General features: G+C 41.1%; 23 protein-coding genes and 1 tRNA gene. 13 read left to right on the forward strand and 11 right to left on the reverse strand.

Annotated elements, in window-relative coordinates; all coding sequences use genetic code 11:
* Window positions 1-5: 5 nt before the first annotated feature.
* From HCN54_RS14200 to HCN54_RS14210, 3 genes are read right to left on the reverse strand one after another with little or no spacing between them, the layout of a single operon-like run.
* Window positions 6-719 carry a TVP38/TMEM64 family protein gene (locus HCN54_RS14200; protein WP_167598304.1) on the reverse strand — a complete coding sequence of 238 codons (714 nt, stop codon included), beginning with the start codon at window positions 717-719 and terminating at the stop codon, window positions 6-8.
* On the reverse strand, window positions 703-903 hold the full coding sequence (locus HCN54_RS14205; RefSeq protein ID WP_072980677.1) for a helix-turn-helix transcriptional regulator: 201 nt from the start codon (window positions 901-903) through the stop codon (window positions 703-705). Before HCN54_RS14205 ends, HCN54_RS14200 begins: the two co-directional genes overlap by 17 nt.
* Entirely contained in the window at window positions 900-1,289 is a 390-nt protein-coding gene (locus tag HCN54_RS14210) for a hypothetical protein (RefSeq protein WP_167598305.1), read from the reverse strand. Before HCN54_RS14210 ends, HCN54_RS14205 begins: the two co-directional genes overlap by 4 nt.
* A 133-nt stretch (window positions 1,290-1,422) precedes the next feature.
* Here HCN54_RS14210 and HCN54_RS14215 point away from each other — a divergent pair, with 133 nt between their 5' ends.
* Together HCN54_RS14215 and HCN54_RS14220 are read left to right on the forward strand one after the other, a co-directional pair.
* The gene (locus HCN54_RS14215; protein ID WP_167598306.1) at window positions 1,423-2,550 is read left to right on the forward strand and encodes a glycerate kinase; all 1,128 of its coding nucleotides are present in this window, start codon (window positions 1,423-1,425) and stop codon (window positions 2,548-2,550) included.
* Window positions 2,551-2,552: 2 nt separating this feature from the next.
* Window positions 2,553-3,890: a GntP family permease gene (locus tag HCN54_RS14220; RefSeq protein WP_167598307.1), complete on the forward strand. Its 1,338-nt coding sequence runs from the start codon at window positions 2,553-2,555 to the stop codon at window positions 3,888-3,890.
* A 77-nt stretch (window positions 3,891-3,967) separates the two neighbouring features.
* Here HCN54_RS14220 and HCN54_RS14225 read toward each other — a convergent pair.
* Window positions 3,968-4,041, reverse strand: a tRNA-Asn gene (locus tag HCN54_RS14225).
* 178 nt (window positions 4,042-4,219) lie between these two features.
* Window positions 4,220-5,536: an RIP metalloprotease RseP gene (rseP, locus tag HCN54_RS14230; RefSeq protein WP_167598308.1), complete on the reverse strand. Its 1,317-nt coding sequence runs from the start codon at window positions 5,534-5,536 to the stop codon at window positions 4,220-4,222.
* A gap of 265 nt (window positions 5,537-5,801) precedes the next feature.
* Here rseP and HCN54_RS14235 point away from each other — a divergent pair, with 265 nt between their 5' ends.
* The 6 genes from HCN54_RS14235 (at window position 5,802) to HCN54_RS14260 (ending at window position 10,603) form a co-directional block, all read left to right on the forward strand.
* Window positions 5,802-6,482, forward strand: coding sequence for an SCO family protein (locus HCN54_RS14235; RefSeq protein WP_167598309.1), 681 nt, complete (start codon window positions 5,802-5,804; stop codon window positions 6,480-6,482).
* Between the two features lie 93 nt (window positions 6,483-6,575).
* Entirely contained in the window at window positions 6,576-6,812 is a 237-nt protein-coding gene (locus HCN54_RS14240; protein ID WP_072981740.1) for a ferrous iron transport protein A, read from the forward strand.
* A complete protein-coding gene (feoB, locus tag HCN54_RS14245; protein ID WP_072980689.1) occupies window positions 6,805-8,907 on the forward strand; it encodes a ferrous iron transport protein B in 2,103 nt (700 codons plus the stop codon). Before HCN54_RS14240 ends, feoB begins: the two co-directional genes overlap by 8 nt.
* Before the next feature lie 5 nt (window positions 8,908-8,912).
* Window positions 8,913-9,053, forward strand: a complete 141-nt coding sequence (locus HCN54_RS14250; RefSeq protein WP_164916909.1) for a hypothetical protein — start codon at window positions 8,913-8,915, stop codon at window positions 9,051-9,053.
* Window positions 9,054-9,136: 83 nt separating this feature from the next.
* The gene (locus tag HCN54_RS14255; RefSeq protein ID WP_167598310.1) at window positions 9,137-9,871 is read left to right on the forward strand and encodes a hypothetical protein; all 735 of its coding nucleotides are present in this window, start codon (window positions 9,137-9,139) and stop codon (window positions 9,869-9,871) included.
* Between the two features lie 3 nt (window positions 9,872-9,874).
* A complete protein-coding gene (locus tag HCN54_RS14260; RefSeq protein WP_167598311.1) occupies window positions 9,875-10,603 on the forward strand; it encodes a hypothetical protein in 729 nt (242 codons plus the stop codon).
* Here HCN54_RS14260 and HCN54_RS14265 read toward each other — a convergent pair.
* From HCN54_RS14265 to HCN54_RS14275, 3 genes are read right to left on the reverse strand one after another with little or no spacing between them, the layout of a single operon-like run.
* Window positions 10,600-11,025, reverse strand: coding sequence for a hypothetical protein (locus HCN54_RS14265; protein WP_167598312.1), 426 nt, complete (start codon window positions 11,023-11,025; stop codon window positions 10,600-10,602). The two genes, HCN54_RS14260 and HCN54_RS14265, sit on opposite strands and share 4 nt — an antisense overlap.
* 52 nt (window positions 11,026-11,077) lie before the next feature.
* Window positions 11,078-11,899 carry a ZIP family metal transporter gene (locus HCN54_RS14270; protein WP_167598313.1) on the reverse strand — a complete coding sequence of 274 codons (822 nt, stop codon included), beginning with the start codon at window positions 11,897-11,899 and terminating at the stop codon, window positions 11,078-11,080.
* 34 nt (window positions 11,900-11,933) lie between these two features.
* Window positions 11,934-12,584 (reverse strand): metal-dependent transcriptional regulator, encoded by a 651-nt coding sequence (locus HCN54_RS14275; RefSeq protein WP_167598314.1) that lies wholly within the window; start codon window positions 12,582-12,584, stop codon window positions 11,934-11,936.
* Window positions 12,585-12,673: 89 nt separating this feature from the next.
* On the opposite strand from HCN54_RS14275, the gene HCN54_RS14280 reads away from it, so the two are divergent.
* From HCN54_RS14280 to HCN54_RS14300, 5 genes are all read left to right on the forward strand, one after another.
* Complete coding sequence (locus HCN54_RS14280) at window positions 12,674-15,034, forward strand: TonB-dependent receptor (RefSeq protein ID WP_167598315.1); 2,361 nt, start codon at window positions 12,674-12,676, stop codon at window positions 15,032-15,034.
* Between the two features lie 28 nt (window positions 15,035-15,062).
* Window positions 15,063-15,533 carry a thioredoxin family protein gene (locus HCN54_RS14285; protein WP_167598316.1) on the forward strand — a complete coding sequence of 157 codons (471 nt, stop codon included), beginning with the start codon at window positions 15,063-15,065 and terminating at the stop codon, window positions 15,531-15,533.
* A 42-nt stretch (window positions 15,534-15,575) separates the two neighbouring features.
* Entirely contained in the window at window positions 15,576-16,724 is a 1,149-nt protein-coding gene (locus tag HCN54_RS14290; RefSeq protein WP_167598317.1) for a lycopene cyclase family protein, read from the forward strand.
* Between the two features lie 64 nt (window positions 16,725-16,788).
* Window positions 16,789-17,718: a helix-turn-helix domain-containing protein gene (locus tag HCN54_RS14295; RefSeq protein WP_167598318.1), complete on the forward strand. Its 930-nt coding sequence runs from the start codon at window positions 16,789-16,791 to the stop codon at window positions 17,716-17,718.
* A gap of 93 nt (window positions 17,719-17,811) precedes the next feature.
* Window positions 17,812-18,576 carry an SDR family NAD(P)-dependent oxidoreductase gene (locus HCN54_RS14300; protein ID WP_167598319.1) on the forward strand — a complete coding sequence of 255 codons (765 nt, stop codon included), beginning with the start codon at window positions 17,812-17,814 and terminating at the stop codon, window positions 18,574-18,576.
* 57 nt (window positions 18,577-18,633) lie between these two features.
* Here HCN54_RS14300 and HCN54_RS14305 read toward each other — a convergent pair whose 3' ends face one another.
* From HCN54_RS14305 to HCN54_RS14315, 3 genes are all read right to left on the reverse strand, one after another.
* Entirely contained in the window at window positions 18,634-19,215 is a 582-nt protein-coding gene (locus HCN54_RS14305; protein ID WP_167598320.1) for a hypothetical protein, read from the reverse strand.
* 60 nt (window positions 19,216-19,275) lie between these two features.
* Complete coding sequence (locus HCN54_RS14310) at window positions 19,276-20,631, reverse strand: glycoside hydrolase family 43 protein (protein WP_240924896.1); 1,356 nt, start codon at window positions 20,629-20,631, stop codon at window positions 19,276-19,278.
* A gap of 115 nt (window positions 20,632-20,746) precedes the next feature.
* Complete coding sequence (locus tag HCN54_RS14315) at window positions 20,747-24,808, reverse strand: T9SS type B sorting domain-containing protein (protein WP_167598321.1); 4,062 nt, start codon at window positions 24,806-24,808, stop codon at window positions 20,747-20,749.
* Between the last annotated feature and the right edge of the window lie 170 nt (window positions 24,809-24,978).

The raw sequence follows: 24,978 nt of genomic DNA on the forward strand, positions 1-24,978 counted from the left end.
ATAAGTCAAGCCTTTTGCTTCTTTTTCTTGCGCTTTTTACTCCAAACAACATAACCTAGAAAAATAACCAAACTTACTATAGAACCCCACAACAGTCCGTTTTTGAGTCCGTCTGTGCTTTCACCCATAATCGCGATGAATAGTGTCAGCGGAGCAATTCCTGCTAGGGTAGCGCCTAAAAATTTGAAATAATTCATCTTTAAAATTCCGGCTACAAAACTGATCGCGTCATTAGATAAAAACGGATTCAACCTAGTGATGGCAATCGCCCAAAACCCATAATCGTTAAGGAAATCCTCAAGTTTATCTTCGGTTGAAGCACCTACTAGATTTTTTACTACTCCATCGCCTAGTTTTCGGCCTAAAAAATAACCCACTGTAGAAGCACAGCTAATGGCAACACCAACCAGTAAACTGCCCCAGATGGGACCGTAAGCTAAAATGCAAACAACCATCAGCGCGATTGAAGGTATCACTATTAAAAACATCTGGATCACCATCGCTAAGATCAGCACAACGGGACCCGCCCAACCAAAAGAATCTACCCAATTTTTAATTTCCTGCTCGTCACCGTCGGTAAGCACCCGCCAAGCTTCATCTAAAAAATGCTGCACTTCGGGCAGTGTGAAATAAGCAGCTAGACCACAAAGCACGACAAATGCTGTTAGTATTTTGGGTAAATTCTTTACTAAGAAGTTGCTTTTATTCTTCAGATTCATAAATAAAAAGTTCTTCAATACTGCAATTAAAAACTGCAGCAAGCCTAAAAGCTGTGGGCAAACTAGGGTCAAATTTACCCTTTTCGATCGCGTTAACCGTCTGACGGGAAACCTCTATTTTTTCAGCCAAATCACTTTGCGTAAGCTGAAATGCTGCGCGTAACGTTTTAATATTATTTTTCATGAGTAACGACGCGAATTGAAAAACACACAAAAAATATAAGTAATCCCCATAAAAAGAATGAGTACACTAATTTCGGCGTCAGCCTTGATGAGATTAGTGGTATCTAATTGAGAATACGCAATGCCCACAACCACCGCGAGCCCCAAAGTAAGCGCCATAGACTCTAATTGAATTTTGCGCTGCAACTCATCTCCATCATTCACAAATTTGCGATTGGCCAGCACCATCCCAATGCCAACAGCAAGGCTAATACTAATACTTAAAACTGTAATGATTTGGGAATCCCATAAAAACTGTGATCCAAAGGTGACCAGAGCAGTTGTAAATACCCAAGCCAAAGACCATTTAGCCAAGCGATTTCTTGAAGCAATAAATTTTGAATTCATACTATTTGATTTTTGATTAATGTAAAGCTTACTTGACAAAAGTACACTTTTTTAAATGTAAAGCAAACTTTACATTTAAATTTTATTTCAAGAAAAACACTAAATTTCTACGAGACACTTATAGCACCATCTTATGTCCAGAATTCTTATTGCACCAGATTCCTTCAAAGAAAGTCTTAGCGCTACACAAGTTTGCAAGGCAATCGCCGAAGGATTACAAAGCATTAACCCTGACGTACACCTAGATCAATTGCCGTTTTCTGACGGTGGCGAGGGTGCATTTGAACTTTTTGAAGCATTGCAACTGGGAAACACAATTGAATGTCAAGTTTGTGATCCTTTGGGTCGACCTTTAACCGCTGCTTATTACGGATTTAAAGATGGAAAAACCGCGTGGATCGAATTGTCGCAAGCTTCAGGTATCGCGCTTTTAAAAGATGAAGAGAAAAACCCCATGCGCACATCTACATTCGGTACCGGATTACAACTGAAGCATGCTTTAGAAAACGGTTATCAAAATATAATTTTAGGCATTGGTGGAAGCGCTACAAATGATGTCGCGACAGGTATATTTACCGCTTTAGGCGGAAAACTTTTAGATCGCAAAAAAAACTCGGTTCAAGCCTGTGGAGCACATCTTAAAGCTATAACCGATCTTGATTTTGACAGTCTCATACCCGAAATCGCTTCGGCGCAAATCACAGTGGCTTGTGATGTGTCTAACCTGCTGCTCGGAGCAACCGGAGCAGCAACGATCTACGCTCCGCAAAAAGGTGCAACGCCAATGCAGGTTACAGCCCTAGAACAAGGCGCCGAACATGTAGCGCAAATAATTCAACAAAAAACAGGAAAGACTATAACGAGCATCACGGGTGGTGGCGCTGCCGGAGGCACTTCCGCAGGAATGTTTGGCTTCTTTAACAGCAAACTCGAGCCCGGCTTTGAATTGCTCAGCAAACTGGCAAACTTGGAAGAACGCGTAAAACAAGCCGATTTGATCATCACAGGAGAAGGAAAAACCGATAATCAAAGTCAGTATGGCAAAGTGCCTTTTAAACTTGCAGAATTGGCGCGCAAACACCACAAACCGCTTTACCTCTTTGCCGGAAGTGTTCAAGCAGACCAAGAAGTACTAACCGCCGCCGGAATTACCAAAGCTATCGCGATAAAAACGGAAACGATGTCTCTGGAATATGCAAAAAGCAACGCCTTTGCATTGCTTAAAACTGCGGTCGCAAAACACCTAAACACCGAACTGTAATTATGGGATTAGATCTAATTTATATTGTACTCGTTGTTGTTTGGATCATTGCAGGTACGAGTTACCTGCGCTGGCATCCCTTTTTTGTGTTGCTCATTAGCGCCTTAGGTTTGGCCTTTCTCCTCCAGATTCCATTAGAAGAAATCCCGGAAACGATAAGCACCGGTTTTGGAGCGATGTTTAAAAACATCGGCCTACTGATTCTTTTTGGCGCGTGGATTGGCGTTGCTTTAGAAACAACAAATGCGACCACGGCAATTGCCAAAGGCATCATTAAAAAACTGACTATTCTACCGTTGCCTTTTGTGATTAGTGCTTTGGGATATTTGGTTTCAATTCCTGTTTTTTGCGATGCGGCTTTCGTTATTTTGGCTCCGTTGACCAAAAAACTGGCGCTCAATAACACCGCCCGGCGCAACGCTTTAACGGTTGCGCTTTCCACCGGATTGTTTTCTGCACATGTTTTGGTACCACCAACGCCGGGACCGTTAGCCGCAGCTGGAAATCTTCAGCTAGAAAATTTATATCTCTTGCTTTTAGCAGGGGGAATTTTTGGTCTTGTACTGATGCTTATCGGTGCATGTTTCTCGTATTACTTTTTCAGAAAAAGCAATCAGCAGGATGCCTTTGATCGTAACAATCTTCAAAACTATTTTGACCGAGACACCGCCCTCCCTTCATTTTCGGCAGCGATTTGGCCTTTAGCGCTCCCTATTCTCTTAATGGCAGCAGCTTCAATCATCCCATTGTTTTTTGAAGGATCCAATCTATTCATCGATATACTTCTATTTCTGGGTGATCCTGTAATTGCGCTTCTCGCAGGGGTGCTGGTCGCCTTCAGCATATGCAAAAAACAACAACAAGATATTTCTGAAATTATCAAAAAAGGAATGACGCAAGCTGCTCCTATTCTCTTAATTACAGCGATGGGTGGCGCTTTAGGAACGGTTATTCAAACCGCAAATCTTACCGAAGGGATCAATTTAGAATCTTTCAGTAATGGATTGGGCTTGGCGATTCCGTTCTTATTAGCCGCATTACTTAAATCAGCTCAAGGTTCGTCTACCGTTGCAATCATCACCATAAGTTCTATAATGCTGCCGTTACTACCCGCATTAGGTTTTGACTCTGAAATGGGCAAGGTATGGGTCATAATGGCCATAGGCGCAGGATCACTTACTGTTTCGCACGCTAATGACTCGTATTTCTGGATCGTAAGTCAACTGGGAGAAATGCCGGTAAAGGAAGCCTACCGCAAACACACATTAGGCACATTACTACAAGGAGTCGTCGGCTTTGTCATTCTGTTTTGTGCGTATAGTGTGTATTCAGCCTTTTGATGGATAGGATTGTGGTACTAAACGAACTATTACAAAACAAAAAAGCCTCAACTACAGGTAGTTAAGGCTTAATTTTGCTCCCCCTCTTGGGCTCGAACCAAGGACCCTTTGATTAACAGTCAAATGCTCTAACCAACTGAGCTAAGGAGGAATTTAATCTTTCAATTTTTAAAGTCACACAGCGTATCGCAATACTTCTGTTTTCGTTGTGCCTTAAAGAACGTTTCGCTTATTTGCTGAAAGCGGATGCAAATATACACAACTATTTAAACCCACAAAACTAATTTTAAAAAATATTTGATAGATTTTTTATCGTCGTGTTTTGTGGCTTAGCTACCGGTAATCCAGCGGTAAATATCATTTCCGTTAGCGTATAATACTAAGGCAATTAGCAAGAAGAACCCTATCATCTGCGCATACTCAAGAAATTTATCGCTAGGCTTTCTTCCGGTGATGATTTCATATAATAAGAACATTACGTGACCTCCATCTAAAGCAGGAATTGGTAGAATATTCATAAACGCGAGTATGATCGAAATAAAAGCTGTGGTTTCCCAAAACGATAACCAGTTCCAGGTATCTGGAAATAATCCTGCGATCGCCCCAAAACCACCTACTTGAGAGGCTCCTTTTTTAGTAAACACATATTTAAACTGCGCTACGTAGTCGTGCAGCTTCCAGTACCCGTGATTGATTCCTTTTGCGATGCTTTCGCCAAAAGAATACTTAACCACTTTTGATTTATAATTAGCTTTAGGGTACACACCAAAGTTTCCGTTATCGTCTAAGGTTACGGTGGTGTTTGCCAGTTGCCCATCACGAGAATAGGTCACAGCATACTCGTTAACACCTTCCTTCTTACTTCCTTTAAAATCAGTCCACGTATTGATTGGGTTATCATTAATTTGAGTAAGCACATCCCCTTTTTTGAGTCCGGCTTTTGCCGCTGCAGATTCAGGAACTACACTATCTAAAACCGGCTTAATGAGTGGCGCCAATGCATCGGTCTCTCCAGACTGAAACATTGTAGTCCCTATATCTTCTGGGATCGTAATCGTCTCCTCGCTTCCGTCAGTGTGTGCAACGGTAATGGAACTCACATCGCGCAACATCATATCACGATTGATCGCCAAATTGTTTTCGTAAGGCGCTCCATTAACGGCTAAAATCTGATCTCCGTCTCTAAAACCGTATTCTTTAAACCCTTCAGAAACCTCAATTCCGTCAGGCATTTGTTCAGGACCTACCACCGGATTTCCGTAATAGGCAATGATCATTATGTAGATAAAAAAGCCCAAAATAATATTCACAGTAACCCCACCGATCATCACGATAAGACGCTGCCAGGCCGGCTTAGAACGGAATTCCCACTCTTTAGGCTCCTGAGCCATCGCTTCCTTATCCATACTCTCATCGATCATTCCGGCAATTTTTACATAACCTCCTAGCGGAAGCCAGCCAATCCCGTAAACGGTCTCACCTATTTTCTTTTTGAAAAGCGAAAACTTAACATCAAAAAAGAGGAAGAATTTTTCTACGCGAATTTTAAAAAGTCGGGCGGGAATAAAATGCCCAAACTCGTGAAGTACAATCAAAAGTGAAAGGCTCAAAAACAACTGAGCTCCTTTTACAAAAAATGGATCCATAAAATTTATCTAACTAGTGGCAACAAACCACCTCCTTATTAGTAGCAAAAAACATTTTTAATAGAAGTCGATCATCAGTGGTTCTACCTAAGGGTAATTTAACTTTTGGTGATCGCCCAGCGATTAAAAAGTGCACAAAAGTAACCTTTTACATTCGCATTAGAAACTTTGATAGTAAAGCTTAATGTAAAATGCAAAGATTGAAGCATTCTGGCTTTGCTAACCAGCGTTCACGGCGTAATTTTGTAAATACAAAACACGTGTTATGCTTCAGTTTTTTGCTAAATACAAAAAGTTTGCCATCGTGATGGTAATCCTTTCCGCAGTGATCCTTTATACCTTTTATACGTTGATGAAACCGGCGCCCAGCCTTCCTATCTATCAACCTACCATGGTTGACCATAGTTTAGTAGATAGCACGGTTCAGTTTGTAAAGAAATACCATAAAATAGCCGATTTTGAATTGGTGAATCAAAACGGAGACACCATTACTCAAAAAGATTACCCCGGGATTTATGTAGCCGATTTTTTCTTTACTACCTGCCAGACGATTTGCCCGATTATGACGGAACATATGGTGCAAATACAAGAAAAATTAAAAGACGACCCTTCGGTTAAATTACTGTCGCACACCGTTATACCAGCAACTGATACCGTCGCACAACTCAAACGTTATGCGCTAGAAAAAGGCGTGAATGACTCCAAATGGAATCTCGTTACCGGTCCCAAAAAGCAAATTTATGAGCTGGCCCGCAAAAGTTATCTAGCGGTCAAAACGCAAGGAGACGGCGGTAAATATGATATGATTCATACCGAGAATTTTATGCTTATTGATTCTAAAAAGCGCATCCGTGGATTTTATGATGGTACAGACCCTGAAGCCATTGAAAAACTTTTAGAAGATATCGCCATCTTAAAAGCGATAGAAGGTGACGAAAACTCTTAAAACATGCCGCTTTAGCCCAGTTTGTGGCTAAAATCTTTTCGCTTCTATTGGTTTTCGTTTACTTTTGCCTTGTTTAAATTCAATCTAAATAAATTGACTACTTCACTCAACTTACTTAAACGTGGGGAAAAAGCAATTATCGTTTCATTTGAACTTGATAATGTCCCTCTTAAATTATTAGAAATGGGGTGCCTTCCCGGCAATGAAGTAGAATTGGTACAGATCGCTCCTTTTAAAGACCCCATGTACCTCAATATTAATGGCAGTCACTTAGCGATACGCCGTGAGACTGCTAGTTTTATCACAGTAGAAAAGCTCTCTCATGAGTAAACAGCTCAATGTAGCCCTTATAGGAAATCCCAATACCGGTAAGACCTCTGTATTTAATCAATTAACCGGACTAAAACAGCAGGTAGGAAACTACCCGGGAATCACCGTCGAAAAAAAAGAAGGGGTTTGTAAACTTCCGCGCGGAGTAAAAGCACATATTCTTGACCTTCCTGGCACGTACAGTCTTAACGCAAGTTCGCTTGATGAAAATGTAGTCATTGAACTGCTTCTCAATAAAAATGATAAGGATTATCCTGATGTTGCTGTAGTGGTTGCAGATGTTGAAAATCTAAAGCGCAATCTACTCCTGTTTACCCAAATTAAAGATCTTAACATCCCCACGATCCTTGCGATAAATATGGCAGATCGTATGGATCGTAAGGCGATAAGTCTGGATATCGAGAAGCTCGAAGAGCGCCTGAATACTAAAATTGCTTTGGTAAGTTCGCGTAAAAACACAGGCTTCGATAAGCTGAAAGAACTTATTGCCAATTATAAAAACATTACGACAGAACCTTGCGTGAATGCTTCGGTGATCGCTCCTGAATATTTTGAACGGTTGCGTAACGCTTTTCCAAAGCAGGATTTATATAAATTATGGCTGGTCATTACCCAAGATGTGAATTTTGGGAAACTTGATCGCAATGAGATGCAAAGCATCAGCACGTTTAAAACCGAAAGCAAATCAAACCTCAAGCGGCTTCAACAGAAAGAAACGATTGTTCGCTATCAATTCATCAACGGGGTTCTAAAAGAAACTTTGAGCATAGATCATTTGGCAGCAAAAGATCTACGCAGTCGCCTTGACCGTATTCTTACCCACAAGGTTTGGGGATATGTGATCTTCTTTGCGATTTTACTTCTCATATTTCAAGCGATTTATGACTGGTCGTCTTATCCTATGGATTTGATCGATGAGAGTTTTGCTGCGATGGGAGAATGGGTGCGTAACACGATGCCTCCCGGCGCATTTACTAATCTAATTGCTGAAGGAATCATCCCGGGACTTGGAGGAATAGTGATTTTTATTCCACAGATTGCCTTCTTGTTTTTATTCATTTCGCTGCTCGAAGAAAGTGGTTATATGAGTCGCGTGGTCTTTTTAATGGATCGAATCATGCGCCGTTTTGGCCTTAGCGGAAAAAGCGTGGTGCCTCTCGTTTCAGGAACTGCCTGTGCGATTCCTGCGATTATGGCGACCCGAAATATAGAGAATTGGAAAGAGCGCCTCATCACGATTTTGGTTACACCTTTTACGACCTGTAGTGCGCGTTTACCGGTGTATTTAATCATCATCTCGCTTGTGATTCCTGATGAGCGCGTGCTGTATATCTTCAACTTACAGAGTTTAGTGCTGATGCTGCTCTACCTTATAGGTTTTGGAACCGCAGTGCTTTCAGCTTGGATTTTAGACCGAATTTTAAAAATAAAGAGCCGTAGCTTTTTTGTGATTGAAATGCCTAATTATAAGCTTCCGCTTTTTAAAAATGTGGCGTATAATGTGATCGAAAAGACCAAATCTTTTGTGGTTGGCGCCGGAAAAATAATCTTAGCGATCTCTATCGTGCTCTGGGTTCTTGCCTCTAACGGTCCGGGTGATCAGTTTGACAATGCAGAAGAAAACAGCATCGCAAGAATGGAAGCCGGCGAGTTTCCTGAAAGCGAACTCGACAAGCATATTGCTTCTCAAAAGCTCGAGTATAGTTATATAGGTTATATGGGGAAAGCGATTGAGCCGGTAGTTCAACCTTTAGGCTACGATTGGAAAATTGGTATAGCTATTGTAAGTTCATTTGCAGCGCGGGAGGTCTTTGTGGGTACACTCGCAACCATCTACAGCGTGGGTAGTGAAGAGGAAGAAACCATTAAAAACCGAATGGCGGGTGAGGTCAATCCTATACTTGGCGGACCATTATTTAATCTTGCCAGCGGGATTTCGCTATTGCTCTTTTATGCTTTTGCTATGCAATGTATGAGTACGCTCGCGATCGTAAAGCGGGAAACCAACACTTGGAAGTGGCCCATTCTACAACTTGTGGTTATGAGTGGTTTTGCTTATGTTGTAGCTCTAGTGGCTTATCAACTTATAATTTAAAAGCTATGTTACAGAATATATTAGTCGTATTGATCTTTCTAATCGCAGTAGGATATTTGGTAACCAAATACATTTGGAAACCGGCTTTCTTAAACGGAAAGTCTAACGATAAATCCTGCGGAAGCGATAATTGCGGGTGTCACTGATTTTATTAAAAATTATCCTTTATTTTTAATAATTTTATTCAAATACCAAATAATAAGTATTATACTTGTGAAAAAGTATAAAAGTGCGCGTATTACCACCCAACGGAAGATATTATTATATTTTCTGTTTCCTTTTAATTCTGGTTTTTTGTCAGCCTGTACTTAGCCAAGTAGCTATTGGTACCACTAATCCTGACGATGGTAGCGCTTTTCAAATAGATAGCAAAGTTGGAGCTTTGGTTCCACCTAGAATGGCGAATTCTGAAATGCTTGCTATACCATCTCCATTAGACGGCTCAATTGTTTACAACAATACTTTTTCTTCATTATTTCTGTATTCCTCAGGAACTTGGAATGATTTAACACGACCAGACCTTCCGTCTGCCGTTTTACGAAGAGAATATCCTTCAGAGTCAACCAATGGCATCGTAGCCACTGGGAATAATACCTATTACAATTTCCCACTGAATACAGCAGATGTTACTTCGATTGACAACTCATATTTTCAAATCACTGGTAATGGGACCTTAAGAATATTAGAAGGAGGAAACTACATGGTATCTTCAGGTTTCGCTGTAAGCAATTTACCCTCTGGGAACAGAAAGTATATCATTGGTGTCTATAGAAATAATAGTCTTATAGGTTATTTAGTGCGTGGTAATGTCAATTTTCCCTCGGGAACTAACGAATGGGGAACGAGCGGTGTTCTCGTTTTTAGCTTTAATGCTAATGATGTAGTTAGTCTTCGCTATGTACTTAATAATTCAGGAACTAGTCTAAATGCTAGATATTTTAACATAGGTATCGTTAAATTATAACCTATGCTTTGTAGAATTTTCACAGTCTTTTTAATTCCTTTTTTTCTAAATCCTCTGTTTAGTCAAGAAACTGAAGAAAATCAGGTAGGTGTCGGTATTGGCACCTCAACCCTGGCTCCGGGTTCCGCGTTTCAAATTGAAAGTACTACTGGGGCAATGGTTCAACCACGAATGACCTCTTCTGAAATGAATGCAATTCCTACACCTCTTGATGGCGCATTTATTTTTAATACTACCGAAAATGCTTGGTACATTCATAAAGAGGGCTCTTGGCAGACTTTTGTGAGAGTGCAGACCCCTTCAATAATACTTAACCGTGGTCAAACAAATAACGCAATTATCATAACTGACACCACTAACATTACACCTTTTCCATTAAATCAGGATAATACACTCGTTTCAGATATTGATTTTTATCAAGCCACAGAGAATAACGGAGAAATACGTATTTTAAGAAGTGGAACGTATTTGATTTCCGCGGGATTTTCAACGACTAACCTCCCCCCAGGAAGTTTAACCTATCGTCTTGAGGTTTCCTTAAACAACACAACTTCGTCAATTATAACAAACGGTGAAGTAAACTTACCGGGATCAGATTATTGGGGTACTAGTGGAAATATTCTTTTAATACTACAGACTGATGATCTTATAAATATTGGATATATCTTAAAAGGCGCATCCGCTTCAACACGCACTGCAGCATTCTTTAATATTGGTGTGTCCAAACTTTAAAACTGACTCCAAACTACATTCAGCACATAATCTTCTTGTTTGATTTTTGGTTGAGTAGCATTAGGATAAGGTAAAACAGACTGACCCATCAATTCTTGAGCTGAAGAATTAAAGAGTGTTTTAGCCGGACTGTTTAAATTGATTTTTCGGCTTTCAATGGGTTTTCCATTTTTGAAGACTAAAGCCTCTATTTCTACAATGCCTGCCCAAACGCAAGTTGTGTTTTGTGGACAACGGGAGTCGATCACTCTGGTAAGTTCTATTTCAACATCCCCAAATGCAACCCGTTCCCCAAAAGGAACTTGAACCACGAGCTGTGGTTCGTGTACTGCCTCACCAATGACGATTTGACCTTGCTGCGCTTGTGCGTTCAGTCCACAATTGAAAACCAATAGAAATAAAACAACGAGAAATCGCATCATAATGTAGTGTTTCTGTTTCTTAAAGACTTCAGAAACAGACCGCTGTTGCAAATTAGCCTAAACCTACGTCAAGCGTCATCATCAAGATAAAACCGCCAATAAAGCCCATTGTGGCAATATCAGTATGGTTGCCTTGTTGAGTTTCCGGCACGACCTCTTCTACCACTACAAAGATCATTGCCCCTGCTGCAAACGCTAAAGCATAAGGCAATATAGGCTGAAAAGTCATCACCGCATAGGCGCCAACCACCGCCGCGATAGGTTCTACAATAGCCGAAAGCTGCCCGTAATTAAAACTTTTCCAACGGCTGAAACCTTGTCGACGTAAGGGCATCGCCACCGCAAAACCTTCCGGAAAATTTTGTAATCCTATACCTATTGCAAGTGCTACTGCACCTCCAATGGTAGCACCATCAAAACCGGCTGCTACCCCGCCAAACAAAACCCCTACGGCTAAACCTTCGGGGATATTATGCAGCGTGATCGCCAGCGTAAGCAATACCGATTTGTGCCAAGGGCTTCTAATTCCCTCTTTATCTTCTTCCTTAAAGTTAACGTGCAAATGCGGCAACACTTTGTCAAGACCAAACAAAAAAGCTGCACCCAAAGCAAAACCAACCGCAGCAGGAATCACCTTAACAAAACCTTCTCCCGGGCTCATTTCAATTCCCGGCGCGAGCAAGCTCCAAAAGCTAGCTGCCACCATCACTCCGCCGGCAAAACCCAGCATAGCATCAAACAATGCGCGGTTCATTCCTTTAAAAAAGAATACTAAAGCTGCTCCCAATGCAGTCACGCCCCAAGTAAAAAGGGTTGCGTAAAAGGCTCCGGTAACCGGACTCAAGGTTTCAAAATAATTGATGATTTCATTCATAATATTAAAATGCTAACTTTTTAAACGGATTAAATTATACACGCACATAGATATGCTCTGTCGCGATTTGAGAAAGCAGAAGTTCGCGATCGTCAATACGCACTGTCATACTTTTATCAAATTCCTGCACACTTAGAATATGGATCACACTACCCAAACGTATGTTTTGCTGATCTAAAAACTGAAGAAACGAAGACGAAGTATCGTTCACGCCAATACACGTCCCGATATCGCCTGGATTTAACTGTGACACCCGCTTTTTTTCCATTTTTACGACATTTCCTTCTTCATCAGGAATCGGATCACCATGCGGATCGTGCTTAGGATACCCTAAAAACTTATCTAATTCGCGTATAAGCTTATCAGATTTTATATGCTCTAACTGTTCGGCAACGTCGTGAATTTCATCCCAACTAAAATCAAGCTTATTGGCCAAGAAAGTTTCCCATAAGCGGTGTTTACGTATAATTTTCAATGCGGAAACTGATCCCGAATCTTTTAAAACCACACCTTGATAAGGTTGATAATGCACTAACCCCTTCTCATCTAGCTTTTTAATCATTTCTGTAGCCGAAGCAGGCTTGGTATCCAAATACTTAGATAGAACATTGGTACTTACACCTTTAGGATGCTCCTTTTGCAAGGCGTAAATAGATTTTAAATAATTTTCTTCAGAAAAAGTCATATTCATTTTTAAATATACCGCAATAATACGCAAAATATATCAAATATATTTTTTAGGTTTGCCTAAACTTTAATTTTTAAAAACCGTAAATGTCTCTCAATAACTACCTTAAAATCGCTTTTCTGTTCATAACACAATTGGTTTTAGCACAAGAGCAAACCACAATAACCGGTGTAATTACAGATGGTACTGCTCCGGTTCCGTTTGCTAATATCATAGTAGAAGGCACCACAAATGGTGTTGCCGCTGACGAGAACGGATCTTTTGAAATCACTTTGTCTCTTGAAGAAGCTACTTTAGTTTTTAAAGCTGTTGGTTTTAAAACCCAGCGTAAAGCGATTCAACCTGAAAATTTTAAAAATAAACCGCTGGCCATTGAACTTCAAGAAGATCTATTAGGTCTGGAAGAAGTTGTGGTGAGCGCCACCCGTAATCGCATCAGTAAAAAGGAGGCTCCTGTGATTGTAAAAGTGCTTAGCCCAAAATTGTTCAAAGCAACACAATCTATTTCGCTCGCTGATGGTCTTAATTACCAGCCCGGAGTGCGTGTGGAAACCAACTGCCAGAATTGTGGTTTTACACAAGTGCGCCTCAACGGACTTGAAGGCCAATACACACAAATTTTGGTCAACAGCAGACCTGTTTTTAGTGCGCTCAACGGCGTGTATGGTCTGGAGCAAATTCCGGTGAGCATCATTGACCGGGTAGAAGTTGTGCGTAGTGGTGGTTCGGCGCTTTTTGGGTCTAACGCGATTGCAGGAACTGTAAATGTCATAACTAAAGAACCGGTAAATAACAGCTGGGAAGTAAACAGCAATCTGGGGCTAATAGATGGTAAAACAGCAGATCGTACATTGAATATGAACACGTCGATCGTTAGCGAAGATCTATCTACTGGAGTTACCCTTTATGGGATGTACCGCGATCGTGATGCATTTGATGCCAACGGAGATGGTTTTAGCGAAATCACCAAACTCACCAATCATTCTTTTGGATCTAAAGCTTTTTACAGACCTAATGATAACAGCAGGATTGGTTTAGATTTTACGGCAATAAAAGAATACCGCCGCGGCGGAGACCGTATTGAGCTGGCGCCCCAGTTTACAGACATTACCGAAGAATTAGATCACAACACGATATTTACCGGGGCAGATTATGAGTTGTACAATGACAAACGCACGAATAATCTTTCGGTGTATGCTTCTGTGCAACATACTGATCGCAACAGCTATTACGGTGGTTTAGGTGGCGGGCGCACGGCTGCAGACTCTATCGCTGCCAACAACGCTTTTGGAAACACTAAAGATCTCGCGCTGGTTTCCGGAGCAAAATTCAGTCATACTTTTAATAATAAAGATGTTTTAACCAGCGGTGTTGAATATCAATTGAATGATACTGAAGATGTGATCTTAGGATACAATCGTGTTGTAGATCAGCAAGTAAATAGTTTTGGGCTCTACAGTCAATATGAGTGGAAACCTTTAAAAGATTTTACCACCCTTTTAGGCGCACGCCTTGATCATATTTCGGTAGATGGATATTACACCATACAGAATATTGAGCGTACTTCAGAAGTCTCAGAAACTGTTTTGAGTCCGCGTATTACGCTGCTTTATGACATTACAGAGGAATTGCAGTTTAGAGGAGGTTATGCTCGAGGTTTTAGAGCGCCGCAAGCGTTCAATGAAGATTTACACATCAGTTCAGTAGGTGGCGAACAGCGCTTTGCTATTTTGAGCGATGACCTGGAAAGCGAATTTTCTAATGCCTATACCGCCTCGCTGAATCTCACTAAAAATTTCAACAAAACTCAGACCTCATTGCTTGTTGAAGGGTTTTACACAACCTTGCAGAATCCGTTTACACTGGTAAGCACAGGTGCTTCATTACCTAACGGCGCTATCCTTGAAGAATCTCGCAATGGTAGTGGCGCTTATGTTGCCGGGACTAACGTAGAACTTACGGTATCACCCAGTCAAGACTTATATTTTCAAGCCGGAATCACCTATCAAAAGTCGATCTACAAAGAAGATCAAGTACTCTTTGAAAGCGACGGAACCGTACTCGGAGAAAACGACGTGATTATCTCTGAGTTTACACGTGCGCCTAATCTTTACGGCTTTTTTAATGCCAACTGGGTGATTAGTGAAGCCTTTAAAATGGACCTTACAGCAAGTTACACGGGCAGTATGATTGCTCCGCACGTGGTGAGCGACAGCGGCTTTATCGCCCTTGAAGAAACGCCACAATTTATAGATGTGACCCCAAAAGTTACCTATCATTTTGACCTCAAAGACGCCTTTCACATAGAATTGAGTACCGGTGTTCAAAATGTGTTTAACAGCTATCAGGATGATTTTGATCGCGGGCCTCTTAGAGATTCAGATTATATTTATGGTCCCAATCGTCCGCGAACATTTTTCTTCGGAATTCGCTTCGGCGACTTCTAGTCCTTGCAGGACAGGCAAAAATTTGTTTATGAAACAATTAATCTTTTTTCTATTTCTTTCTTGCGGAAGCCTTATTGCTCAAAAGAGTGATCAGCAAATCAACTGGTTAAGTTGGGAAGAACTTGAGGATGCGCTGACTGAAAACCCCAAGAAGACTTTGGTATTTTTTCATGCCGACTGGTGTGCGTATTGCAAAAAAATTGACCGGGTGGTCTTTACCAAGCCTGAAGTCATCGCCAAAGTTAACCGAGATTTCTATGCAGTCAGAATGAACGCTGAAACCACAGACACCATCACCTTTGATGGAAAAGTGTTTACCAATCCACTAGCAAAAACACAGCGCAATGCAGTGCATCAACTGGCTGCACTTTTGGGATCGCGAGAAGATCGGGAATTCTCGCTACCGGTAACTTTGATGTTTGACGAACTATTCAAGGTAAAACGCAGGATCTTTGAGTATTACACTTCGTCAGAACTTTTAAAGTATTTAAACCAATAGACCGTTGCCGGGACGCATTTTTAATCCTAGTTTTAAACTCAGATGCAAGATGCCATAAATCACTTTGACTATATCATTCTCGGCGCCGGACTTTCGGGGTTGATGCTTGCGTATCGCATGAGTCAAGATGCTTTTTTTAAGGATAAATCGGTTTTGATTCTTGATAAGTCTGACAAAAAAATCAATGATCGCACCTGGTGTTTCTGGAGTCAACATACTGCTGAGTGGGATGCAGTGATTAGCAAAAAATGGAAAACTATTCGGTTTAAAAGCGCAGAATTTGATGCTGAAATTCCGCTAAAAAAGTACACATACAGTAAAATTGAAGGACTCGATTTTTACAACCAAATTTTTGAACAGCTTCAGGCTTCGAAAAATTTCCAATTTAGAACGGAAACGTACCTGAGTCATCGTGAACATAGAGTTTCGGTTGAAGTTCAAACAAAAAACAACATATATTCCGCTGAAAAGCTCTTTACTAGCATTCTTCCTCCGGAGCGTCTTAAAAAGCAAACGCAATTCCCTGTTTTACAGCAGCATTTTATAGGGTGGGAAGTTGAAATTCCATCGTCAGTTTTTGAGCCCGACATTGCCACATTTATGGATTTTGATATTCCACAGCGTGGTAACACACGTTTTATGTATGTGTTGCCTACGGCGAAAAATAAGGCGCTGGTAGAGTACACGCTTTTTTCAGAAAAACTGCTTCCAAAAGCAGAATATGAAGTCGCAATTCAAGAATATCTTGAAGAATTAGGTGTTACCGAGTATACCATTCACTCCAAAGAACAGGGCAGCATTCCTATGACGGCTTTTCCTTTTGAACAATTCAATTCAAAAAATATACTTCACATAGGTACTGCAGGCGGCTGGACCCGCGGAAGCACCGGTTATACTTTTACCTACACCCTAAAACGCACAGAACAACTTATTGCTTTTTTAAAGGCGGAACATGATCTTTCTAAGTTTAGCATCAAGGATCGTTATCGCTGGTACGATGCAATTTTTCTGGATGTGCTTTACCGAAAAAATCAAATGGGAGCGCAGTTGTTTACCCGAATGTTCAAGAAAAATAATGTGGATGCAATTTTTAGATTTCTGGACGGAGAAAGCAGCCTGAAAGATGATTTGAGCATCATTTTAAGTATGCCAAAAAAGGAATTCATCAAGTCATTTTTAGGGTTAAAGTAATCTTTAGCTCAAACTTACCTAGATCTTCTTACCTTTGAATTTTACAATTAGGTAATTTCGAATCATGCAGCACACCAGTCTGGAAGCATTTTATAAGGAAGCCGCCATTTTTACCGGCAAAGAAATAGAAACGCTGTTGCCTCCGGGCATCAACAAAGAGATCGGGCATTTTAATGTCTTTGATATTTCTGAAACGATCAGGGCGGTAAAAGAAAAAAACGAAATGCCGTATAACCGCAGAGCCTACTACAAAATCAGCTTGATACGCGGTAAAAACAGAGCAGAATATGCTGACAAGGTGATCGAGGTAAAATCAAACGCATTACTTTTTGCAACACCTAATGTACCCTATCATTGGGTTCCCTTAGATGAAGATCAAAACGGTTCTTTCTGTGTTTTTACCGATGCGTTTTTAACGCAAAGTAAAAGCGGTATCGATCTTGAAAAACTTCCTATTTTTCAGCCCGGAAGTCTTCCCGTATTTGAGATTTCAGATGAACAAGCTGAGGCTATTGCGCCTATTTTCAGCAAAATGAAAACAGAAATCGCTTCTGATTATGAGTTTAAGTACGACTTGCTGCGCACCTATTTACTTGAATTGATTCATTACGGGCAAAAGCTGCGTCCGGCGCATCAGGTGAGTAACAATCAGAATGCCGCTAAGCGCATCATTTCTTTATTCATTGAGCTTCTTGAACGTCAATTTCCCATTGAATCACCTCAGCAACGCTTGCAATTACGGTCGGCTAAAGACTACGCAGATCGGCTTGCGATTCACGTGAATCACCTCAACAAAGTACTTAAAGAAAGCTTAGGCAGCACCACAACAGATATTATCAAAAAACGCATTATTCAAGAGTCTAAAATTCTACTAAAACAAACCGACTGGACGGTGTCTGAGATCGCATTTAGCCTTGGATTTGAAGAGGTAGCTCATTTTTCTAACTTCTTTAAAAAGCAAACTCAACTGTCTCCGCTCAACTTCAGAACCTAGATTACTTTGATTTTTACAAACTATGCTTTGATGCTTGCAAAGCAATAGCCTTTAGTTTCCCGCAACTTTGCAGTATAATTAAATACTACAACTATGGAAACTAAAAACAAAATCGCTTTGATAACCGGCGGAAGCCGTGGATTAGGCAAAGATATGGCGCTTAGCCTTGCAAAAACCGGTGTTGATGTTCTCATCACTTACCACAGTAACGCAGATAAAGCACAAGAGGTGGTGACTGCAATCGAAGCCTTAGGTCAAAAAGCTGCTGCATTTCAGCTAGATACTGCCAACGTTAAATCTTTTGATGGTTTTATCGCACAAATTACCAATCATTTAAAAGAGCAGGAAAGCCATCCCAATTTTGACTTTTTGATCAATAATGCCGGAACTGCGCTGTATGCCCCAATCATGGAAACCACCGAAGAACAATTTGATGAGATGGTGAATATACATCACAAAGGTGTTTTCTTTCTAACGCAAAAAGCATTACCGTATATGAATGACGGCGGAAGAATCATTAATATATCTTCAGGTTTGGCGCGTTTCAGTTTACCGGGATCTTCAACCTATGCTTCTATGAAAGGTGCAATTGAAGTACTCACGCGTTATCTCGCTAAAGAATTGGGTGACCGAAAAATCACAGCAAATGTGGTTGCACCGGGCGCTATTGAAACCGATTTTGGAAACGGACACGTACGTGATGATGCCAAAACCAACGATATAGTTGCTCAAATGACGGCCTTAGGTCGCGCAGGATTACCGGAAGATATTGGCGGTGTTGTTGCCTTTTTATGTTCGCCGGAAGCACGCTGGGTCAACGGCCAACGCATAGAAGTTTCAGGCGGAATGAATTTGTAAGTTCAGCACATATTAAAACAGCACAAAGATTGCTTAACGGTCTTTGTGCTGTTTAATTTAATCTTCAATCAGTTGAGCTGGAAGTAGCCTTTCTAAAATTGCCTTTTGCTTTTCTTCTAGCACTAGAAATTTCCAATCTGTAACTCCATTTTCAGAAATGCTATAAACGTCTTTTTCTGAATGAATCAAGTATTGATCTAGGCTATCATTATAAACCACATTATCCTTACCAAAAGATTGCTCAAAGGCAGCTTGCGTTAAGCTCACCCGCATACCCTTCTCCTCGCTTGTTTCATCTGCTTCTGCTTGTAATTGTATTTCCATATCGTTAGCATAAGTCAACAAAGCGTAGTACTTTCCATCGATCTTTTGTGCATCTTCAACTTTTAAAATTTCAGGATTTTTTATTTTAAAATGAATATCGGGATTATTGAAGGTCTGCTCCATTAAACCCACTAACTGTTCTCTAGGAACAATTTCAAAAAACTCAGGCAACATATAATCCATTGATCTCTCGAATTCTAGATTTACAATAGCGTCTAGATAGTCTGAAAAAGATGCTTTAATATTTGATTTATAATCTTGTGCCTGAGAAATAGTTTGAACTAAAAGAAAAAGGATCACTACTACTCGTCTCATAATTTTAAAGTTGAATTGCGGTTTAAATGTACAACTAAACATTCATTAAAAATCCTACTATCAAGGCGTATACGGCGCAACAACCCTGAGTTTATCTCCTGAAAGATCTACCTCAAACAAATGTGGAACTCTGTGATAGTTACCATTTACCACCGCGTGACTGTGCGCTGCCATAAGTGTTTTATCATCAAAAGTTGTAAACAACATACCGTGACCATAATTGCGTGGCGTGATCGGTTTTTCTTCCTGAATCCACGGTCCGTTTAACGTGCCACTTTCAGAATAGGCTACGCCTTGCACATACTCGTCATAGATCCAGCTGGTCCACAGCATTCCTAATTTTCCGGTTTCGGTTTTAAATAGGAATGGACCATCAGTAACTTTATTGGGTTTGTCATTTCCATCTTTATCTTTTTCGCGAGACCAGGGAGAATCACTCGCTCTAAATAACAATTCGGCTTTTCCCATCGAACCGCTTAGATCAGGTTTCAGTTCAATTTTCTCTATGGTCCCGTTGCCATTATGCAACCATTCGTAACAATACACCATATACGGTTTACCGTCTTCATCTACCCAAAAAGTTCCATCTAAGGTTGGCATATCTGCGGGTAAATAAATGTCGTCTTCCATAGGTTTGTAAGGTCCATCCGGAGTGTCGCTAACCAAAATATGACTCGCACGTCGCTCGATAACATTTCCGTCAACGGTATCGATCTTCACCGCCCTGTTAGTGAAGGTCGCAAAATCATAATACTTGTCTTTGTATTGATGTAATTCTGCCGCCCAGATCATAGGTTTAGGTCCCATCCACGAATTGGGATCGGTTTCTACAACATCAAACGGACCTTCCCAGTATGCCAGATCTTTGCTTTTCCACATTTTACCGCCGGTGCCGGTCATATAGTAGGTTTGGGTCGCTTCATCTGCTAAAATATAGGGATCACTCAGCCTGATAGAATCAATAGCCGTCAAATTAGTTCTATCCTTTTTTACGTGAATAGACTGCCCGGTAAGCTTCCAACTGCCTTTGATTTTTTCGAGCATTCGTATTTCTATAGTTTTGCTTACACTACCATCTGCTGCCGTTGATTGCTCGTCGTGACTTACCCAAGCCTCATCCCCATTGATATGAAATTTATAATTTGAATTCACCGAAGTTCCTCCGTTGCCCATCATACCTTCCGGTGGGTTGATCATCAGTTGAGGGTCAAGATCAATCACCTCCCCATCTCCCGTAGAGATCAAAATTCGACTATAGGGTTTGACCGCCCAGCAGCTTGCGTGACCTTCCACATCGCCTGCACGCCAAGTAGCTGATTCTTTCTCTAAAACATTGATGATCTCGCGTTCTTCTGCGGTTTGGGCAATGGCATTGACAACTACTAACAAAAGCAGCGCTAAAATTTTATTTTTCATAAGAAAGGCATTCTGAATTTGGTTAATCTTCAACCCTTCTAACTTACTGATAAAATTCGGTTTACGATAAGTTTATGAAAATGCATAGGGTCGAAAGCTCTCAAATCAAGTCTTTCTATCTCTTGAGCGTAAAATGCGATTTGAATACTGCCGGAGTATCTTCAAATGTATATTCTACCGTGAACCAGTAATCGTCAGACGGCATATTCTGATTGCGATACGTTCCGTCCCAGCCGGGACCTTGAGGCGATAAACTTTTTAATAATTTTCCGAAGCGATCAAAAATAAAGATCTGCGCTTCAGGGAAATCTTCAAGCGAAGTAATATTCCAGGTGTCGTGATAACCATCATTATTGGGTGTAAAATACTTTGGAAAATCAATCACTTGAACCTCTACCGAAGCAGCACCGCAAGTACCGTTAACTCCGCGTACGGTGATGAGATGCGTACCCGGAGAAACATTTATAAAGCGTGGCGTGTTTTGAAATGCTTGATCGTCCAAACGATATTCATATTCTCCAAAGCCGGCCGTTACCGTAACAGCAATTTCAGAGACATTTTCAAAAGGTTGAGAAACTTCAACATCAAAAACAGGCTCAGCCGACTCAAAAACCTCAACTGTAGTGGGATTATAATTACAGGCTGCTCCTACTTCAGGATTCAATTTTTGGGTAGAAACGCTGTAAACACCAGCTTCGACAGCTGTATACGTGCTGCCCTGCCCTGCTAACTGCCCATCTAAAAACCAACTCACCAAAAACTCTGAAGCATCAAGACCAGAATCGAGTAGCACAGGATTTTCTACTTCTCCGGTAGTAGCATTGCGACACAGTGTTCCACCTTCCACAGAAAAATTTAGAAGTGGATAAACGGTGACTTCAAATACATCTTCGGCAAAACAGTTTGCATTATCAGTGGCTTCGGCATACTTATAAATCGTATAAGTACCCGGCAGCAATTCGTAATCAGCAGGATCAATAGGAGCTTGTTTATTTGGCCCCAAATAATAGCCTTGTGTAAAAGTGGCTTGAGATAAGGTTGGAAGCATGTAGCTGCCACACTGCTCCACATCAGGCTCCGGAACCAAAACCGGAGTTTCAGAAATGGTAACTGTAAAACTACTTTCATCTTCACAGAAAAAGCGGGTTCCATTACGCGTGTAAACAAAAACTTCCTGAGTTGTAATCAATACATCTCCGGGGTTCAGTTGGGTTCCCTGTCCACCAGATTCAGTAAAATAATCACCCACAGCCAGCGCCGGTAAAGTGTAGCTGTCACATTGCGCCGTGTCGTTAAATTGCTCGACCTCCACCCCAAGAATATTTATCGTAAATGTATTTTCGCTATAACAAGAGGTAAAATCATCATACGCGTTATATACATAAATTGTACGCGTAGCAGTGATGACTTCTCCCGCAAAAAGCTGATCTCCCGCTCCCATAGGCTGTGTAAAATATTGTCCATTCTCTAATTCAGGAAGCACATACGGTTCACAACTGTACACGAAGGTCAAATTATCTACAGGAAGTAACGGTCGTATTTCAACTTCAAATTGAGTTTGATTCTGGCAACCGCTTACTTCATTATTGATATAAATAATTTGCGATTCATTGATCACATCTCCGGCGAAAAGCTGCGTGCCGCCGCGTTCGGTTTCGGTAAAATATTCTCCATCGGTTAAAGTGGGTAAGGTGTATGTTTCGCCCTCGCACAACAATTGATCTGGCAGCGTATCTACCGGCGGAATCGCGATCACATTAACATCAAAAAATGCATTTGTGGTACAATTAGATCCTGTAGTTGTATTCACATAATAATAGATACGTTGAGAGGTGGTAAACACCGTACCTTCTGGGATGACACTTCCTCCGCCCGCAGCCGCGGTATAAAACGCACCCTCCTCTACTTCGGGAACGGTATAAGAACCACAAGCATCCAGATTGTCAAATTCAGGAACTATAAAAACACGCCATTCGTGAGAATTGGTGCACCTGGTATCGTCGTTAAAGATATAGATGGTTTGCGTAGAAGAAATGACATCGCCTGCGTTTAGAAGAGTACCGGTGCCATCGGGCTCGGTGTTGTAACTCCCATTGGTTAATGCGGGTAAGGTATAATTATTACAAGCCACTACATCTGCCGGCTCATCAACAGGAGGAAGCGGAAAGACCGTAATATTAAAAGCCTCATCACGACATACCGCACCATTTTCTTCAAAATAAAAATAAATGGTTTGTGAAGTGGTAAGCGCATCTCCCGGGTTTAAACGTGTTCCGCCCCCGCCGGGTCCACCTGCTGCCGTATAAAAACCACCGGCTAAGGTCGAAGGAATGATAAAAGCACCACAAGACTCCCGGTCTGACAAGTCGTATTCAGAAACAAAAGTAATACTGAAAGAGGTCTCATTACTACAACCGTTAGCATCCGGACCGTTATAAATGAATAAGACCATATCTTCTGTAATAATGTCTCCTGCGTTATACGGAGTGCCTCTTCCGTTGGAGCCTGAGAAGTAATTGCCGTTTGTCAAAGGCTCCAGTTCGTATGCATTACACGTGATCACATCTGCCAATTGATCTACTGGTGGTAAATCATTGACTTCAACCGTAACCTCTACCGTCTCGTAGCAGGCATCTTCGTCTGCAAATGAAATCCTTGCCACAAAGTTTTGCGTTGTTGTGCCTTCGGAAATCACATAAGGTGAGAAGACTTCGTTGATCATCGCATCTGCATCGGCTTGATTTTCATAATAGGTAATATTGAAAAGTGCCGGATTTTGACCATTTAAGATTTCGTTATTAAGCTGTGTCAAATCGACTGCCACGTCATTTCCGGGGCGTGCACAGGCTTGTAAAGGGTTGGGAGTAGTAACTCGAATTTCAGGGCGTTGCTCAAGCATAAAAGAATAGCTGCCTCCGCAAAAATTACCTGTATTTAAATTACGCAAACGAATAAATATGCGCTGACCAGTACTCTGAAACGCGTTCAATTCAGACTCTGGAATAGGTTGATTTGTGCTTAAAGCTGTTGTGCTGGCATAATACACCACCTCAAATTGGGCATTACTCAGCCCCAAAGCACTCGCATCGTTTTGGGTCAAATTGAAACTTGAAGGATTTCCGTTATTATAACAAGCAATTAGATCTTCGGGAGCAGTAATTGAAAGCGGACTTACCGCAACTTCGTCTGCGATCACGCAGCCATTATTAGAAACTTCTACGCGGTACGTACCATTATTGGAAACAGTTAACGTACTTCCGGTTTCACCGGGAATAGCACTTCCGTTTAAAAACCATTGATGCGTATAGACCGTAGCGTCTAAACCTGTAGAAAGTGTTGTTGAATCTCCGCTGCATAAAACCAGATCAGGGCCTAGATCAACACTGGTATTGAAACTTCCGCCAGCCAAAAAAATCGCCGAATCAAAGTTAGTATCATTGGAGTCTCCTATCACAATGCGAATATTATAGGAGGTACCGGGCGTCAAAGTACTAGAAGCCGTAAGCACTTGGGTATAGCCACGCATATTAATGGTAGATTGTGCATTGGTCACCTCATACGAATCAAAAAGCCCCGGATTGACCGAATTACAGCTCGCATTATTCTGATCATCCCGAATATTGCGCACGGAAACCTCTTCTCCCGAAGGTGTGAGTGCCAAGTTTTGTGAAGTTCCGGTGTTCAGATCAGTAAGGATAAATGCCACTACATCCTGTGAGGAACACTGCCATTCTCCATATTCATTAGAAGCAAAAATAAAATCAAAGCTAAAATCGCTAGAAAGCGGTACGAAATCAAATTCTAAAAAAGCCGTTTCTTCAATAGGTGCACTTGTACCGGTAGCGTCGTTGATGCTCTGCAAATACGCATCTCCGTTGGTGTTGAGTTCGCTGCTCAATTGAGCTTCATTTCCTGTGTAAGCCCCGCCACTTAATCGTGCATTACCCGTACGTAAAACCACACCATTAGCCAACGGAAACGGACCGCCATTATTAGAGAATAATCCTGCAGCTTGAGTTGAAGAAACAGCAATATTGCTGATCTCAGCGCAAGCATCACCTACAAGAGTGTTCACCAAATCCTGCGCAGGTCGCGGACTATCAACACTTACCTGCTGCGTATAACCGCCTAGGTATGTAAATAAAAAAACTAAGACAAGTAGGTAGTACTTGTTCATCAGAGGGGGCTTTAAAGCGTTAATTAACAACAGTGTAACGTATGGAAACTTTAAAAAGTATGGCCTTCAAAAAAGTTACACCATAAAAATCTTCACATCAAAAATAACACTTAAAAATCTGAAAATCAAAACACTACATACACAACTAAAAAGCCCTTTAATTTCAATAA

The organism is Leeuwenhoekiella sp. ZYFB001 (assembly GCF_011784865.1).
Lineage (GTDB): Bacteria > Bacteroidota > Bacteroidia > Flavobacteriales > Flavobacteriaceae > Leeuwenhoekiella > Leeuwenhoekiella palythoae.

Excerpts from the sequence above, each read along its gene's own strand:
- HCN54_RS14200 (WP_167598304.1), bottom strand. The coding sequence starts at position 719 with ATGAATCTGAAGAATAAAAGCAACTTCTTAGTAAAGAATTTACCCAAA.
- HCN54_RS14205 (WP_072980677.1), bottom strand. The coding sequence starts at position 903 with ATGAAAAATAATATTAAAACGTTACGCGCAGCATTTCAGCTTACGCAA.
- HCN54_RS14210 (WP_167598305.1), bottom strand. The coding sequence starts at position 1,289 with ATGAATTCAAAATTTATTGCTTCAAGAAATCGCTTGGCTAAATGGTCT.
- HCN54_RS14215 (WP_167598306.1), top strand. The coding sequence starts at position 1,423 with ATGTCCAGAATTCTTATTGCACCAGATTCCTTCAAAGAAAGTCTTAGC.
- HCN54_RS14220 (WP_167598307.1), top strand. The coding sequence starts at position 2,553 with ATGGGATTAGATCTAATTTATATTGTACTCGTTGTTGTTTGGATCATT.
- rseP (WP_167598308.1), bottom strand. The coding sequence starts at position 5,536 with ATGGATCCATTTTTTGTAAAAGGAGCTCAGTTGTTTTTGAGCCTTTCA.
- HCN54_RS14235 (WP_167598309.1), top strand. The coding sequence starts at position 5,802 with ATGCTTCAGTTTTTTGCTAAATACAAAAAGTTTGCCATCGTGATGGTA.
- feoB (WP_072980689.1), top strand. The coding sequence starts at position 6,805 with ATGAGTAAACAGCTCAATGTAGCCCTTATAGGAAATCCCAATACCGGT.
- HCN54_RS14250 (WP_164916909.1), top strand. The coding sequence starts at position 8,913 with ATGTTACAGAATATATTAGTCGTATTGATCTTTCTAATCGCAGTAGGA.
- HCN54_RS14260 (WP_167598311.1), top strand. The coding sequence starts at position 9,875 with ATGCTTTGTAGAATTTTCACAGTCTTTTTAATTCCTTTTTTTCTAAAT.
- HCN54_RS14265 (WP_167598312.1), bottom strand. The coding sequence starts at position 11,025 with ATGATGCGATTTCTCGTTGTTTTATTTCTATTGGTTTTCAATTGTGGA.
- HCN54_RS14270 (WP_167598313.1), bottom strand. The coding sequence starts at position 11,899 with ATGAATGAAATCATCAATTATTTTGAAACCTTGAGTCCGGTTACCGGA.
- HCN54_RS14275 (WP_167598314.1), bottom strand. The coding sequence starts at position 12,584 with ATGACTTTTTCTGAAGAAAATTATTTAAAATCTATTTACGCCTTGCAA.
- HCN54_RS14280 (WP_167598315.1), top strand. The coding sequence starts at position 12,674 with ATGTCTCTCAATAACTACCTTAAAATCGCTTTTCTGTTCATAACACAA.
- HCN54_RS14285 (WP_167598316.1), top strand. The coding sequence starts at position 15,063 with ATGAAACAATTAATCTTTTTTCTATTTCTTTCTTGCGGAAGCCTTATT.
- HCN54_RS14290 (WP_167598317.1), top strand. The coding sequence starts at position 15,576 with ATGCAAGATGCCATAAATCACTTTGACTATATCATTCTCGGCGCCGGA.
- HCN54_RS14295 (WP_167598318.1), top strand. The coding sequence starts at position 16,789 with ATGCAGCACACCAGTCTGGAAGCATTTTATAAGGAAGCCGCCATTTTT.
- HCN54_RS14300 (WP_167598319.1), top strand. The coding sequence starts at position 17,812 with ATGGAAACTAAAAACAAAATCGCTTTGATAACCGGCGGAAGCCGTGGA.
- HCN54_RS14305 (WP_167598320.1), bottom strand. The coding sequence starts at position 19,215 with ATGAGACGAGTAGTAGTGATCCTTTTTCTTTTAGTTCAAACTATTTCT.
- HCN54_RS14310 (WP_240924896.1), bottom strand. The coding sequence starts at position 20,631 with ATGAAAAATAAAATTTTAGCGCTGCTTTTGTTAGTAGTTGTCAATGCC.
- HCN54_RS14315 (WP_167598321.1), bottom strand. The coding sequence starts at position 24,808 with ATGAACAAGTACTACCTACTTGTCTTAGTTTTTTTATTTACATACCTA.